General features: G+C 54.0%; 10 protein-coding genes. 7 read left to right on the top strand and 3 right to left on the bottom strand.

The window, feature by feature from the left end:
• The first annotated feature begins 509 nt into the window (after positions 1-509).
• The 7 genes from L1065_RS15150 to L1065_RS15120 all read left to right on the top strand — a co-directional run bounded on the left by L1065_RS15150 (position 510) and on the right by L1065_RS15120 (position 12,849).
• A complete protein-coding gene (locus L1065_RS15150) occupies positions 510-2,735 on the top strand; it encodes an ATP-dependent endonuclease (RefSeq protein WP_237096349.1) in 2,226 nt (741 codons plus the stop codon).
• The gene (locus L1065_RS15145; RefSeq protein ID WP_237096348.1) at positions 2,732-4,681 is read left to right on the top strand and encodes a UvrD-helicase domain-containing protein; all 1,950 of its coding nucleotides are present in this window, start codon (positions 2,732-2,734) and stop codon (positions 4,679-4,681) included. The genes L1065_RS15150 and L1065_RS15145 overlap by 4 nt, the downstream gene beginning before the upstream one ends.
• A 209-nt stretch (positions 4,682-4,890) precedes the next feature.
• Positions 4,891-9,342, top strand: a complete 4,452-nt coding sequence (locus L1065_RS15140; RefSeq protein WP_237096347.1) for an ATP-binding protein — start codon at positions 4,891-4,893, stop codon at positions 9,340-9,342.
• 351 nt (positions 9,343-9,693) lie between these two features.
• Positions 9,694-9,957 (top strand): hypothetical protein, encoded by a 264-nt coding sequence (locus L1065_RS15135; protein ID WP_237096346.1) that lies wholly within the window; start codon positions 9,694-9,696, stop codon positions 9,955-9,957.
• 27 nt (positions 9,958-9,984) lie between these two features.
• Positions 9,985-11,196 carry a lytic transglycosylase domain-containing protein gene (locus L1065_RS15130; RefSeq protein WP_237096345.1) on the top strand — a complete coding sequence of 404 codons (1,212 nt, stop codon included), beginning with the start codon at positions 9,985-9,987 and terminating at the stop codon, positions 11,194-11,196.
• A gap of 411 nt (positions 11,197-11,607) precedes the next feature.
• Positions 11,608-12,447 (top strand): DUF2169 domain-containing protein, encoded by an 840-nt coding sequence (locus L1065_RS15125; RefSeq protein WP_237096344.1) that lies wholly within the window; start codon positions 11,608-11,610, stop codon positions 12,445-12,447.
• Positions 12,448-12,849, top strand: coding sequence for a DUF4150 domain-containing protein (locus L1065_RS15120; RefSeq protein WP_237096343.1), 402 nt, complete (start codon positions 12,448-12,450; stop codon positions 12,847-12,849). It abuts the gene before it with no gap.
• 185 nt (positions 12,850-13,034) lie between these two features.
• Here L1065_RS15120 and L1065_RS15115 read toward each other — a convergent pair whose 3' ends face one another.
• From L1065_RS15115 to L1065_RS15880, 3 genes are all read right to left on the bottom strand, one after another.
• A complete protein-coding gene (locus tag L1065_RS15115) occupies positions 13,035-13,928 on the bottom strand; it encodes a hypothetical protein (RefSeq protein ID WP_237096342.1) in 894 nt (297 codons plus the stop codon).
• A 12-nt stretch (positions 13,929-13,940) separates the two neighbouring features.
• Positions 13,941-15,074 carry a hypothetical protein gene (locus L1065_RS15110; protein ID WP_237096341.1) on the bottom strand — a complete coding sequence of 378 codons (1,134 nt, stop codon included), beginning with the start codon at positions 15,072-15,074 and terminating at the stop codon, positions 13,941-13,943.
• A gap of 40 nt (positions 15,075-15,114) precedes the next feature.
• Positions 15,115-16,033, bottom strand: a 919-nt coding sequence (locus tag L1065_RS15880; protein WP_305082566.1) for a type VI secretion system Vgr family protein, incomplete at its 5' end; no start/stop codon positions are given.

Below are 16,033 nucleotides of genomic sequence, written 5' to 3'. Positions count from 1 at the left end.
CGCTGCCATGCCGCCTTGCACCCCGCGCGATCAAGCTGACCTATCGCCTCAAAACGCGCGTCGCTGGAACCGCTCAGAGATCGTTCCAAATTATTGATTTGCATAACACCCTCCTGTCGTAAAAAGCGGAAAGTTCCGCCCTACTGGCGCAAGCCCGCGTTGCAGGCGGGCGCGGGGTGAGGTCACGTCAGTACGCTCAATGAGCCGCCCATAGTCCAGTCTGAAAGTGGGCTTGAACAGGCGTTAAAGGGGTGTTGAACAGAGGTTGAAGAGGAAGTTCTGAGGGGGGCTTTGGGCGGAAAGCAGACATACGCTGCGACAGCATTAGAGCCCTTGGGCATCGTAAGAGCGGACTTTGGAGACGAAGTGCCTTTGAGCTCCGAAAGCGAATAGCCCGACACGTGAAGACTGGCAGGGTCCGCGGCGGCCGTGTGCGCCTACAAACCCGCAGGACAAGTGTGTATATCCAACCACGAGCGCAGCAATTCCTGCGCGGGGGAAAAGGTATTATGAAACTTACACGCATTGAAATCTTCAATTTTCGAAAGTTGCGGCGCGCCCGCCTAGACTTTTCAGACAAGCAGACGCTGCTCGTCGGGGCCAACAACAGCGGCAAGACATCGGCCATGAAGGCGCTGCGCAAATTCCTCAAGGATTGCGGTGGCATCGACACACGCGATGTTTTAGCCTCTAACTGGCCCGCGATCGAACAGATCGCGAGCGCATGGACAAAGGAGGCCGAAGCGGATCTCACCCCACTCCTGGCACAGCTTCCGTTCCTCGATGTATGGCTCCATGCTGATAACTCAGAGCTGCACCACGTCGCGCATCTGATTCCAACACTTACTTGGACTGGCGGTCTGCTGGGCGTGCGCCTGCGAATGGAGCCCAAAAAGAAGGCCGACATCAAGGCGCAGTACCTGGCAGCGCGAGAGGCCGCGCAGACACTACAACCCGGCGGGGCAACAGCTAACGGATTCGCGCTTTGGCCACGCGACTTTCGGGAATTTCTGGACAGGCGCCTGAAAGACCTGTTCGAGCTTAACGCCCATCTTTTGGACCCCGCGAGCATTACCAAGACGGGGCCGGTGGAGCCGCATCCTTTGCCGCCCTTGTCGGAAGGGATCGGTGCGAACCCATTTGCTGGTCTCATCCACATTCGTGAGATCAACGCGCAACGCGGTTTCGCAGATGCGGGAGACGGTAAGGGCGACGACGATGAGCCAACGAACGCAAACAGCCGTAAGATCGCCAGCCAGATACAGCCCTACTTCCGAAAACACATTGACCCCGAAACGAACCCCACGTCGAACGACGTGAAAGCGCTCAAGGCGATCCATGATGCCGAAACCACCTTCAATGACCGCCTCAAGGATGGCTTCGCCGATGCTATCAAGGAACTGGAAAAACTCGGCTACCCTGGCGGCCTCAACAATCCAAAACTCTCCATTGCCACCCAGATCAAACCCGTTGACGGGCTCAATCACCCGGCGGCCGTGCAATACGATGTCTCTGGCGACTCATCTGGTGTGAAGCTGCCTGAAAGCTACAACGGCCTCGGCTTCCAGAACCTGATCTCCATGGTGTTTCAGCTCATGCGTTTCCGGGATGACTGGATGCAGGTAGGCAAATACAAATCAAAGATGGTGACCCCGGACGATACGGGCATGGAGCCCCTCCAACTGGTGTTGATCGAGGAGCCGGAGGCGCATCTGCACGTTCAGGTGCAACAAGTCTTTATGGCCCGGGCGCACAAGGTTTTGCGCGACCATGAGGATCTGGAGAAGGAGGACTCGGCTTTTACTACACAGCTGGTAGTGAGCACCCATTCAGGCCACATCGCGCACGCCGCCGCGTTTGAGGAGCTGCGCTATTTCAAGCGAGAGTTACCTAGTGCCGGAGTTGTGCCCACAGCCAGTGTAGCGAATATGACGGGGCTATTTGGCATAGACAAAGAAACCGGACGCTTCGTAAAGCGGTATCTTCAGAGCACACATTTTGATCTGTTCTTCGCTGACGCCATTGTCGTGATCGAAGGCACCGCAGAGCGGATACTACTGCCGCATCTGATCCAGAATCACTACCCTGACCTAGCTGCGGCCTATCTGTCCTTTCTGGAGCTGGGGGGCAGCCACGCGCATCGGATGCGGCCACTGATCGAGGCGCTCGAACTACCGACGCTGATTATCACCGATCTCGACGCAGTAGCGGAGGTCGACAAGGACGGTAAAGCTGTCAAACAATCGGCTCAGCCTTGCTACGGGGCCGCTCAGACCACCGCAAACCACGTGCTAAAGACTTGGCTCCCCGGGCTGACAGAGATCGACACGCTTTTGGCCCCGCCCGCCAATGCCCTGTGTCATACGGCCTCAGACCACCCCATCGCGGTCAGCTACCAGATCCCGCAAAGCCTGACGTTAGGCGCGATGTCCGAGAACGTCACACCCAGCACCTTCGAGGATGCTCTTGCACTGGCCAACCCGAAAGCCGTGGAAACCGCCGCAACAGCCGAGCTCGCCTGCCGCATGACCCGCGCCTTTGCCAAGTCCATTGGCGCCGAACCAACGCCTGTGGGCCTCGCAAAGGCGCTCTTTGATCGGTTGGAAAAATACCCGGAGAAAGCCGCCTTCGCGCTAGACCTCCTTTATATCGAGGACATCAAATCGCTGCGCGCGCCGCCCTATATCGACACCGGCTTGAACTGGCTCGCAGGCCAATTGAAGGGCATGACATGACGGAAGTGACCGACGCCAATCGCGACGCCAGCGCCGACGAGACGATCCGCGGATGCCTGTCCGTCATCGCACCTCGCAGCTTCTTTCTTTTTGCTGGGGCGGGATCGGGCAAGACGCGCTCTCTCAAGGAAGCACTGGAAGGGTTGGACACAAAGACCCTAACCACCTTGCGCAAACACAGCCGCAAGATTGCCGTGATCACCTACACCAATGCCGCCGCCGATGAGATCACGCGCCGCGTCCAGGCCGATCCTGTGTTTCAGGTACAGACAATCCACAGCTTCGCTTGGTCGCTCATCGAGGGGCGCACGACGGATATTCGGGGCTGGCTGAAGAGCAACCTGCAGACAGATATTTCCAAGATCCAGGCAGCCCATGCGAAGGGCCGTGCGGGCACCGACGCCCATGACAAACGCGAGAAGAAGATGGCCTCCAAGACAAAGCGGCTGGAGCGCCTAGCTGAAATCCGTGCCTTCATCTATGCGCCCGAGGGGGACAATTTCGACCGCGATGCGCTGCAACATACCGAAGTCATTGCGCTCGCCGCGCATTTCCTGACCGAAAGCGAGACGTTCCAGAACATAGTTCTGGCGCGCTACCCGTTCATCTTGATCGACGAAAGCCAGGACACGATGAAACCATTGATGGAGGCGCTTTTGAGCTTCGAGGCGCGCCATCGCGGCCGCATCGCCCTAGGGCTGCTCGGAGACACGATGCAGCGCATTTACACCGATGGCTTGCGCGATCTCGACCAACGGGTGGGGAACTTTGCGCAACCGGCTAAACAGATGAACCACCGCAGTCGCGCGCGGATTGTGGACTTGGCGAATGCGATCCGGCGTGACGCTGATGGCCGCCAACAGCGGGCGCGCAAAGACAAACCGGGTGGCACCGTGCGCGTCTTTCTTGCGCCAAGCGAGGTTGCGGATCGGAGGGTCTTTGAAGCCGCCGCCCGGACAAAAATGGTCCGCATCACCGAAGACCCCGCATGGCAGGACGCAGAGGCGATCAAGACCCTCACGATTGAGCGTCACATGGCCGCCGCGCGTCTTGGATTCAGCGAGCTGTTTGAGGTCCTGAGCAAACCCGACAAACTTAAGGACGGGTTTCGCGCTGGCACTTTGCCCGCGATGCGGCTTTTCACCCACCGGGTCTTGCCCTTAGTGACGGCCCAAAGGAATGGGGATGCCTTCGCCGCGATGGCGGTGCTGCGCGACGGCTCGCCCCTGTTAGACAAGAGCGGCATTCGGGCGGAGGGAAAAGACCACGCTACTGGCTTAGATGCGGCGCGGGCAGGTGTTGCAGCGCTGATGGTGCTGTTTAAGGACGACCGGGATCCGAGTTGTGCCGAAGTTTTAACGGTCGTAGCCGAGCACCGGTTGTTCCCGATCCCCGACCAACTGCGCCCCTGTTTGCCTGACGACAGTCCAGCGGTCGAGGATATGGCCGATATTCTGACAGATCTTGGTTCATTCTCGGACGGGCTGGACCCGACCGGGCCAAAGGCCACACCACCCATCGATACCACTATTACCGAGGCTTGGACGCAGGCGCTTGGGGCCCCGTTTTCTCAGGTGGCACGCTACCTCGCCTATGTCGAAGACCGCAGCCCCTATGGTACCCACCAAGGGGTCAAGGGGCTTGAATTCCCTCGGGTTATGGTGATCGCTGATGATGCCCACACCCGCTTCAAAGGCCTTGCCTCGTACGACACGCTGTTTGAAGTGAAAAAATTGAGCGCTGTATCCCAGAAAATGGCAGATAAGGGCGAAGAAACCACGATCGAGCGTACCCGCCGCTTGCTGTACGTCACCTGCACTCGCGCAGAAGATAGCCTCGCGCTTGTGCTGTATTCCGAGGCCCCCGACACGATCCGCCACTTTTTGGTTTCCAAGGGATGGGTGTCCGAGGACGAGGTCGTGATGGCTTGCCCTGCAGGGACCTAGTGGACGGTTGGATGCCTGTTTCCGCGGCAGAGCGAAATCTGGATCGTCAGAACGGCACTACCTGAGACACGAAATTGGTTATAAAGCTTTTCTCTAAAGACTCAAGAAATTCAGCCAGATCAATATGGTAGAAGAGTTGGCTGCACGATAGTGTAGTTTTTGGAGTTACATTACTCTCATTGATTGCAACCGGAATTGCTTCAAATATCATGAACATCGATTTCAAGGCCATAAGAACCATAGACGGGAAAGCCTCGACCGGATTCGAGGAACTTGTGTGCCAACTCGCAGCTTTGGAGCCAGTTCCGGGCGGCGCGCGATTTCATCGAAAGGGTACAGGAAAAGACGGTGGCCTTGAGTGTTTCACACGCTTTTCCGACGGAACAGAATGCGGTTGGCAAGCCAAATACTCTTGGCGGTTCGATCACAATTTGGAGCGTAGCTTGCACAGTTCAGTCAAGAGCGCTCTCAAAAAGCACCCTAATCTAACCAAGATCTTTGTTTGCCTCCCCTTTGACCGGTCGGATCCCTTTTCCACCAATGAGACGCAGCTGGAGGCGTTCGAGAGGTGGCGGAATAAAGAAGTCGCGGAAGCAGCCAAGCAGGACCGACAACTCGAAATCGATCTCTGGGACGCTTCCGCGCTTAAGACGAAGTTGACCAATCCAAGTGGCCATCATGCTGGCCGCATCCGTTACTGGTTCGAGAGTCAATTCCTCTCGCCTGGTTGGTTTCAGGATCAGTTCGAGCGTAGCAAAGCTGCTCTTGGCCATCGTTATACGCACGAAACCAGCGTGAAAATTCCCATCCGCCGCGCGCTCCTTGGAGCCACTCGGAACCCCGAGCTATTAACCTCGTTGCGCAATCATCGCAACGACCTGCGAGAAGCCTGCAACGGGTTTCAGACTGCTTTCGTGCTTTCAGACGAAGACGCCGATACGATGTCTGCGCTCGGCGAATTATTCGATGATGTTGATGAACTTCCTCATCAAGCCTGGCCGGTTGACCACTGGCGCAATGTGCTGGGTCAAGGGTTAGATATCGTTGAGCGCAAATATCACGATGAGATCCGTGAAACATATTCCACAAACAGTGATGAGAAAAAAACTAAGAAGAACCAGGTGTATGACGCACGCCACGCGCTCGAAAAGCTGGAGCGTGTCTCTGCAACGCTGCGGGCGAGAGCTTGGGAAATGGCCGTCATTCCTCATATGCTTATCACTGGCGAAGCTGGCAGTGGAAAGTCCCACCTTCTCGCCGATGCCTGCAGCCATCAGCTGAACAAGAAACGACCGGCTGTGTTGTTGCTTGGCGGCCAGTTGAACGACGCGGAAATCTGGCCCCAAATTTCGAACCAACTTGGTCTTCCCCTTCACTACACGCGAGATCAATTTCTTGGGGCGCTCGACGCCGCTGGCGAAGCTGCTGGCGTCAGAACCATGCTTTGTATCGACGCTATTAACGAGCGCAATGGGGGCGAGGTCTGGCCGAGCCGTTTCGCCGCCTTTCTCAAAGACGCAGAAGCTTATCCCAACGTGGTCGTCGTTCTATCCTGCCGGTCGACTTATCTGTCGCAGATTGTGCCGTCACATTTGGACGATGCTAAGCTGCCGCGTCTCGAGCACTCTGGGTTCTCGATGCGTGATGCGCGCAAATTTCTTTCTCTGCGCAATATCCTGCTGCCGGATCAACCATTTTTACCGAACGAACTCCGCAACCCGCTGTTTTTGAAAGTCTGCTGCGACGCTTTGAATCGCCAAGGAAAGAAGGGCTTTCCCAAGGGAATGCAAGGCGTAACAGAAATTTTTAAGATGTACCGGGTCGCGCTCTGCGACGCAGTGGAAGCTCGCTTAAAACTTGCTCCGCGCCGGAAATACCCTGTCAAAGCGATCGAAATCCTTGCCAAGGAGATCGCTACAACTACTGATCCTCTCATTGAGTATGATCGAGCAGCAGACCTTCTTGCACCCATCTGTGGGAACAATCCCAGCCTCGATAGCGATTTGCTCGAAGCGCTCAGCGACGAAGGCCTTCTCGCCATAGAGCCGATCCGCGAGAATGGCGAAGATAGGGAATATGTCCGCTTCAGCTTTGAGCGGTTCGGCGACCATGTGGCCGCGCAAGCCATCCTTGACGCGACACTGATCGACGAGACTCTTCCATCGCCGCTTTCGCACGACATCGCACTTTTCAAAGCATGCTCACGCCAAGGTGCTCCTCAGGGCGTCCTCGACGCTCTCGCAATTCAATTGCCGGAACGGACTGGCGTGGAACTTCCGGACGCGGTCAAAGACGCAGACCGCTGGTTGATTTATTGTATCTCCCGCGAAAATATCGCTTTGCGTCGGCGCGAGAGTGTGACAGCGCGAAGTTTCGAATTGCTGGGAGAATGGGTTGACCCAGATGAGATCTGGAACACACGAGTCCAGCTCGCGCTTGGGACAGACGGGCCTTTCGGACTGAATACATTCCATCATGACTTATTGCGCTTGCCTATGCCTAAGAGGGATGCGGAATGGTCGAGCTATGCTGGCGAGTCCGCGGACAACGGTCGAGAAGGTGAGGAGGAACTCGACACTCCACTACACGATCTTATGGATTGGGCAATGGACGCGAGACCTGGTTCGTTGGATGACGAAGCCGCTACGAACGCTGCGGTCCTCCTTACTTGGTGTCTTTCGACGACATATCGGCGCGCGAGGGACCGCGCCACCAAAGCCCTGGTTGCTCTGCTTATCGCGTCTCCCAAATGTGGTCTGGAACTGCTTTGTCGCTTCGACGAGATCAATGATCCCTACATTGGCGAAAGACTTGCCGCCGCAATCTATGGCGCGGCCTTGCAATCTGCATGGACCGATGCGGAACTGACCAAAATCGCCCAGATGACCGCGAACCGCCACTTTGTGGAGAACAATCCGCCTATAGACCTGCTGTGGCGCGATCATCTCGTCGGACTTCTCGAGTACTCCAGGCATCGTTGCTGCGCACTTGACGTTCCAAAGGATACCCAGCTCCAGGCTCCTTTCGACAGTCCATGGCCTCTTGAATTTGCTCCAGAGATGGAGCGTGGCAAGGATCCCCGCAACTCCGAAACATCGTGGGACATTATCAGCTCGACGGACCTGCACGGTGATTTTGCATGTTACGTAATCAAGTATGCTGTCCAAAACTGGGCAGCCGGCGAAGAGGGCTCCGCCCTTCCAACACCAGAGAATCTTTACCAAACATGGCGAGCCGAGTTCGAAACGTCCTGCACCGAAAAGGAACGTGCTCTTGTCGATGAACTAATCGCGCTCCGATCGTCATCACATGATTGGTGCTACCCTGAGACGGAGCAGGGCGTACTCCACAAAGAGATGGAACAAAAACTCCGCAAGCTCCTCGGCGACCAACGGTACGAGGCCTATCGCGTCCGGGCAGGGCATTGGGCAATGGACCGCTCGGATAGCGGGGCAACAGACCGTGCGGCACAGTTCGATCTAGGTTGGGCGCAGCGCTGGATCTGCCGCAGAGCTCATGACTTAGGCTGGAAAGCCAATTTGCATGCTGGCTTTGACCGCACCTGTAGCGGCGATAGAACAAACCACACGAAGGAACGGATCGGCAAAAAATACCAGTGGATCGCGTTAAGGGAGTTGATGGCGCGAATTTCGGACCATTGCGGAGCCGTTGAACGGGACCGGCCACAACACTTGCGGGAAACCGTTCGACGCCTGCGCGATATGGATCCGAGTCACCTAATGACGAAGAGTCACGATTGGGGCTGGGCGAAGTTTGATGAGCCCACCTTCTGGATGCCCAAAGCTCCCCTTCTATCACCACGCTCGGTAGAGGAAGCGTGGGAATGGCTTGATAGCGAACGAGACTTTTTGGATGGCGAGGAATTTCTCGATTTCCAAGTCGATGAACAAGGCCTGAAATGGTTGCCGCTTAGAGATTTTCAGAGCTTCAGCGGCATCGGGGCTTCCAGAGAAACAGCGCAGATAAGAACGAAGACATGGCGACGGTCGACGTGCTTTTTAGTTCGGAGAAACGATCTTGCAGGCGCACTCCAGCACTTGGACGGCCAAATGCTGACAGCCGATCATGACCTAGGCTTCACAAACGATGCATCCTCAGAGGACTTTCTTGGCGAGTTAGGATGGCGCACGGACACAGGCGAGGACTGGACAACCGAGTGGGCTCGAAAATGGATTGATAAGCCTACGCCAACTTGGACGATTGCCCCTGTGGAGGGCCTTTGTCCGACGATGGAGTTCTTACAGGAAGCGAGTGGCTACAACTATAGCCTAGAGCAGAATTTGCGCCTTATATTGCCCTGTCCATGGCTGACGCGAAACCTGAATATGTCGCTCAAAGATGGGCGCGATTTGATCTACACTGACACGAATGGCAGCGAGATATTCAAGGATCCTTCCGCTTCAAAGAATGGACCAAGTACCGCTCTCGTCAACAGCGACGCTTTTTTGCGTCTTTTGTCAGACAGGGAGTTCGCGCCGATATGGGTCATCGGCGGAGGAAAAGAACTGTACTCCGACAAAAATGATGCATTCGGTCAAAGATGGTTCACCAGCACTTGGACCCTTGAGGACGGTACGTTTCGAAAATGCTCTCTTGAGACCGAGGAAGATCGCCGACGGGAGGGGGAAGGTTCTGGCTGAGTATCAACAGATCGGCATTCAATCCGTGCGAACAAGGCATTTCTTCGAATGATATGGGTTCGAGCAGCGCAAGAATTCAACGGTGCGGCGAATGACCGGATTGGTGAAGCTGCCGCGCAGCGACTGACGGCGTCGCCTAGGTCCGCTATGGGCCGTGAGTGATCGAGCGCAGCGAACTCATTTCGTTTAGAAGACATTAGTGCAAGATGCAGCGAACGACGGGTTTGAGCCCATAGTTTCGATGCCCAGAGTGCAGGATGCTGCGAAGGGTGCCAAGGTCAGGCACTAAAGGATGACTAACAATTCAAATGTCGCTAAACTCTGAGAACCTTATTTTCCAAGGAAGCTGGTATGACTCTCTCTGAGAATAAAATTGCAATTGAAAGAGCGAGACTCGAGCTTGAAACCAAGCGACTTTCGGTCACTGAGGAGTTGCAGCGCCGAGAGATAACACTCAAAGAGAGACAGCATCAACAACGGTCAATATCTACCGCACAAGCGACAATCGCCGGAGCGCTGATTGCTCTTTTTAGCGGCTGGATCGGTACAACATTAAACAATACTTCGAGCGAGATGATCTCGGAAACAAATGCTCGAAATGCGCTTGAGATCTAAAGGATCAAGGTTCAAGGAAACCTAGATTTGGCAGTTTCGGAGCAATCCTCAATCGAGGATTTGGCGAGGTTGGAGTTTGAGACATCGCTAATTCTTGAGGCTATAGACACGGAAGATAGAGCAGAGGCCATACGTAACCTACGCTTCTTCGTTGAGGCTGGGTTTATCTCTGATGTAGAGGGTAAAATTTCCTCATTGAATGATGAACAACTGCCGTCCCAGGTCGCGAAGTTAGATCAGCCATTGATTGATGACAGGCAGGTGATGGAAATTGGTACTCTGGCCGACCCAGTTTCGATAGAAGAAGCGTCAAAGAGCAACTTTGAAGTCTGGGTGGAACAGTTTTTCGAAAAAGCAACCCGCGACGGAATATCCGAGAGTACTATTCGGCTGATCTCACCGTATTTCACTATTGACCGAGATGTGTTGGTTATGGAACGAAATCAAGTTGAGTTTTCTCTGCAAGCAACGAACTACATTCTAAACTCTACAAGCGCTGAAATAGTTTCTATCGGGGTCGAGAAACGAGATGAGCTCAGAGAATTGCTGGACGAGATCGAGTCGGATTACCTTGTTTCCAGAGACATCCTACTAGCGCTTTGGGGTCATGAAACAAGATTTGGATCTCTTCAACCTAGATTTAACGTAGTTACTGCTCTTGCGACACTTGCCTACGACGGTCGGCGAAGAACGTTTGCCGAGAGACAGCTACTAGATGTCTTACGGCTAATATCCGAGGACGAACTGGATCCCGGAGAACTAGAGGGTAGCTGGGGCGGCGCGCTCGGCCAAATGCAATTCACCCCACAGGCGCATTTAAAATATGGTATTGATTTTGATGGTGACGGTCGGCGGGATCCAAATTCTTCTACGGATGCGTTAGCTTCGACAGCAAACTATATGAGTGAATTTGGTTGGAACGATGCAATACCTTGGGGCTATCGAGTGGTTTCGAACGGCGAACTCTCTGAAGATATTGCAGGACAGTATTTGCCTTTCTCTAAAATTGACAAAATTGGGTTGGGGATCGAGAATTCTGATAAAACTTCACCTGAAATTGAGCTTGCAATTATAAAGATTGGAGAAAGTGATCCAGCATACTTTGCCGTTACCAGAAATTTTGATGTTTTGAGGCACTACAATAATTCCATAAGTTATGCTCTTACAATTGGGCTGTTGGCCGACCTCATTGGAGGGAGCAGAAATCTGCCACTTGATTGGTTGAGCGTGGACGGCTAATCAACGGTCAGGATTGATCTCGCCGTATTCTTGCGTAGTGAATACTACGCGGTCAATTCTGAAGCGATCATTGGTCTAATGGGTCTGAAGGCCCAGTTTGTCCGGAGGCTGTGTGAAAACTCCGAACTATGATCTCTCTTGTGCCGCTCATTTCGAGCGCCTGAGTAAAAATTCATCCATAAGCGCGAGAGAATACCGCTAACAAGCGTTTCTGGCGGATTTTGACCAGCCTCCAAAGTTTTCAGGCAGCCTCTCCGCATTGCAGTCATCGTGACCTGCGCCCCTAAGACTCCTCCAAATTTGTGTAGAGTCCGCCCAAACAAAGGACGGACAAATGAAGGCACGATTCACGGATGAACAGATCATTCATTGCCCGGCAGGCGATTGCGCAGCAATCTGCCGAGAGGGGCGATGATCAAGGAACAGGATCTTGCGCCTCAGAAACCCGCCACAGATGTTATCATCCGTGCAACCGCGCGTTCTTTTGATCGAAAGCCAAGATCGGACTGGCCTGTCTCAATCTCTATTCGTGATCGGTTGCGGTACGAGTTTCAGGTGCGAGGCCCATCGCTGTGGCAGCACCGTCGGCTCGGCGGATGGACGTTAAGCCAACCGGAATTTGTGCACGAAGTTCCACTGTCTTACACCTTGTCTTACGGCGGCTATGTGCTGAACGGCGATGACGATAAAGTAGCCTACGAGTTCAATCCGTCTGGCCTGGGGTTTGCGACATCTGAAAGCCTGAAGAACGGCAAAGCCTTTTCTGCGCCTCAGATTGGCCTGCTTGGAAACTTTATGGTGGCTGATCCGTTGACGCCGATGTCGGTTGAAGGTTTCGGGCCCATCGCAAAAACATGGCTTCCCCGTCGCAGCGAAGCGGGTACTTTTGACGCCGATTGGCAGCGTGACCGCCACCCGCGTATGCCAACAGATTACAGTCTTTCATTCTGGAACGCAGCACACGGATCGCTTCAAGTTGATCCCTACTTGTCAGGTGCTGAAACGATTTCGATCGACGGCGTATCCTTTGATCACCCGACCATCCACGTCCCTCTTCCTCAGGTCGGGCTTTTGGCACGTTTCTCGGGGTCCTATATTGGCGATCTTGCAATAACGCTCGATACCGTGGTCGTTGACGTGACTGGCGAAAATCCCGATGGTCATATTCTAGATTTGACGTGGCGGTGTCGTTTGGACGACCCAAGTATCTTTACGACCGTTCAAATCTCGTCACAAAGACTGGAGGGTTAAATGGTTTCATCAGCGGCGCGTCATAGCGGCAAGAAAGCCAATGTTGTGTGTTTGGCTCCTGACGTATGCCTTACCCCTGTCGGGAGTTCTATTGTGCTAATTCCATATATGATCTTGTCTAAACTCGACTGGTCCGAGACGACTGTAGACAATGTAAAGCTGACTGGAATGAAGGCGTTCAATATGAACAGCCGCACCAACAAGGTGACGGGGGATGAACCCGGTACAAAAGGTGGGGTCAAATCAGGCGTGAACAAAGGCTACTGCCGCCCGATCTCCAAGAAGACCAGTGTGTTCGTGAAAGGCGCGGAGCTCATTCAGGATGACAACATGTATGACATGAACTGTAATGGGCCAAATGGACCCGGCAATACGGTGGGTAAGCTTTGTTATAGTGAGTAGTGGGTGCAACGATTGCCCCAAAGGACATCGCACAGCGGTGGCAATGGGTTTTTTAAAGACGTCCGATTTGAATGCGTAGATCAAATGTCGCCGGGGCTTAGGTGGAATTTGCATCCCGCATGCTGTTTATTCACAATTCCAACCCAGTGGACTTGATGCAAACGAGATGAAATCGTTGGCTTGGATCAGAATAATAAGCGCACGGTAACTATCTCATTTAGGAAACCGGACCGGTCGATCATTTGTACTGTAAACGACTCCGATGCATCGTCGACATCAAGGACATGACCGAAACTAGCGTCGAGCGGCACTCTTGGCGAAAGCTGCGAAAGCAGGCTGTCGATCTGATCAATACCAAGCGGGACACGAAGTTCGGAAACGGGGCCCTTGTCCGTATTAAATGAAGCTACCTCAATCTGTTCGTCGATCTCTTCCAGTTCGATCACCGCAAAGCCGTCATCAACCTTCTCATAGGCATCCGGCATCAACATCTCGGTCACAACTTCGTCTGGCGTTGCATTAAAAACCAAAAAGCTCATTGGCTCACGTTCTATTTCGGTTACGGCGAACAATGAAGCAATTGCAAGACCACCGGAATTGGGCAAGGAAATGATGTCCCCCTGTTCAGCCGGCGAGTCCTCGTCCTCCGGCTCACCTATAATAAAGATCGGCCAAGCAGACTCAAATACAGTGCTGTTTGCCAAAATCTCGTTGGGACTGACAGTTACTGTCAGAGGGTCCGGTGACTGCTCTTCTCCGTCATCGTCTGCAATCGCAATAAGCCGCGCTTGGCCGTCCGTTTCGGCAGCTACCAGAATACCTGGCTCTTCCGAGGTACTGGTGGCGAAATAGGCGCGAAGCAAGACAAACAGCGCCGCGTCTTCAACTGCGCCGCGGCTCTGGATCACCCAGTCTGACCTTGGAAGAACCTCAAATCGGGCGGAAACATCCGGGCCCAGGTCAATGGTAAGCATCCCCCCCGACACCGTGATCCGACTCTCATTTTGGGCCATCTGTGTTAGAAAAGGTGCGAAATTCTGCGACCTGTTCGGAATAAATGTGATTACATACGTCGTCATGAAATAGTGTCCTTAAAGCACAATCCAGTTCTGGCCAGTCGTCAAACGCGCGGAAGAAGTGCAGGCTTTGGCAACAGGCATGGCGATGGCGGCGCGAATGATGGCTCGAAAATAGTCCCGCGCCATGTCACGAGAACAGATGTAGACAACCTTCCAATACGGGATGTCAGGATCGGCAATCGCGCCGAGATATGCACCAAATTGATTTGCTTGATCGAGGCGTTTTGCCTCCCAAATAGCGACCAAAGAAAGGCGCCCCAGTCCTTCAAATCGCCGGGGGAGCGCATCTGCTGAATCTTCGACTCCACGCAAAAAATCCCTCTTTCGCTGATAGAGGGTCGTGCGCCGGTTACCAACGAATTTGGCCTCAAGAATGCAGCAGGCGAAGGCATATCCGCCCTTTGCGCGCGGCGGTCGAGACGGTGCCAAACCATCTGCAAGCGGCGCGTACGACCTATGGCTTGCGTCTGTCCGAAGGGAATACTCGCGTCGACCGCATTTGTTCACTTGATATCTCATAGCTGGTCTAGGAGGTGTTGTGTTTGTGCCCCCCGCTGTGCCTGCGGCAGCGACGCTATAATGCCCATCTACCCGTCGTTCAGCGCGGCTTCGAAAGGCACGGGCTTCGGCTGGGTCGCACGTCGGAAAATCAATGCCCTCCCCTCGAATAATAGTTCCTCCAGGGCTTGCTTCCTCGGCCACGGATTCCGGTGGAGTAGGAACGCTATGGGTCTGCGCTAGGCGTTGGATTTCCGAGATCACGGTCGACATCTCATAATCCCATCGACCTGTAATTGTTCCCCGCAATAGTTCCCAATTTGTATAATCCTGCGCATTTGAAGACATAACCGCATGCAAGCCTTCGTCCACATCGCGGTAACTCAGCCCGTGAAGCAGCAAGTATTGGGATAAAAAATGAAGGTGATCGCCACGGTCCATGTCTGCGATTTCGAAACTGCGGTTTATGCCGACCTTGAAATGGGTAAACTGGCCTATTAGCTGCGCCTCGGCGCGATCACAAAATGTAATGCCATAGAGGCGCGCAAGACCCTCTGCAATTCGGTAATATCTTGCACTTGCCGCCTCGGCAGTAATAAGGCCAAGCGTCCCGACCTCCAGCGCGCTCGGAAGAAGGTCAAAATCCATTCTCAAGGACGGGTCGGGTAAGTTTTCTCGGCATTCCATGTTAATTGATATCCACGACTTTTCCATTGATCTTGACGATCGTGTCGGCATTGATGCTAATTTTGTCGGCGTGCATTGCAATCCGCCCGTCACTGTGCATCTCAAATACCGATTTCCCGGTCGAGAGCCGAATAGACCGCCCGGCAGATATCTTAACATCCCGGCCAGACGTGACATTGTGCGTCTTGCCCACGAACACAGTGTTCGACAAGCCGACTGTTGACACGTTAGTTAGTCCGACGGCATGCAGCGCATTTTTCTCTACCGAAACCGAAAGGTTTCCGCCCCCCGGGTTAAGGCCCGCTGGGATTCCGAACCGTTTCGAGAATTTTCCGAGCCGACCCACAAGCTTTGACATAGACGCCGCGATGAAGGTTCCGACATTTGTTGGACCGACGTGGACCACCATGTTCCCGCCAATTACCTCCGAATGGTTATTATAAACCTCGATGACTTTGTTATTCTCGACCAGTTCAACGTCATTGTTCCCGACATGTTTTGTGTTTGTGTCAAGAATGTCTGAGTTCATATCCTTCTGAGCGTGGATGAATATCTCTTCCTCGCCTTTCTGATCTTCAAACCGCAGCTCGTTGAATCCCGTTCCCTGATGAGTATTGGTTTTGAACGTGCTGCGGGTCTTGTGTTTTGGCAAAGCATTCGGCGTGGTATTTTTCCCATTATACACACAGCCCGTGACAATCGGCTTGTCGGGATCGCCGCGCAGATGCTCTACAATGACTTCCATGCCGATGCGGGGGATGACCATGCCGCCCCATCCTTTGGACGCCCAGTTTTGCGACACCCGCACGCGCATGGTGTGGGCGGCGACATCGTCCCAGTGGAACCGCACGAGGATGCGGCCGTGTTCGTCGCAGTCGATCTCTCCGTCGCCCACGACCACGGCCGTTTCGGGACCTTGT

Source organism: Nereida sp. MMG025 (assembly GCF_021654165.1).
Taxonomy (GTDB): Bacteria; Pseudomonadota; Alphaproteobacteria; order Rhodobacterales; family Rhodobacteraceae; genus Nereida.
The sequence above is the reverse complement of the archived record's forward strand: the minus strand, read 5'-3'. Positions and strand labels throughout refer to the sequence as shown.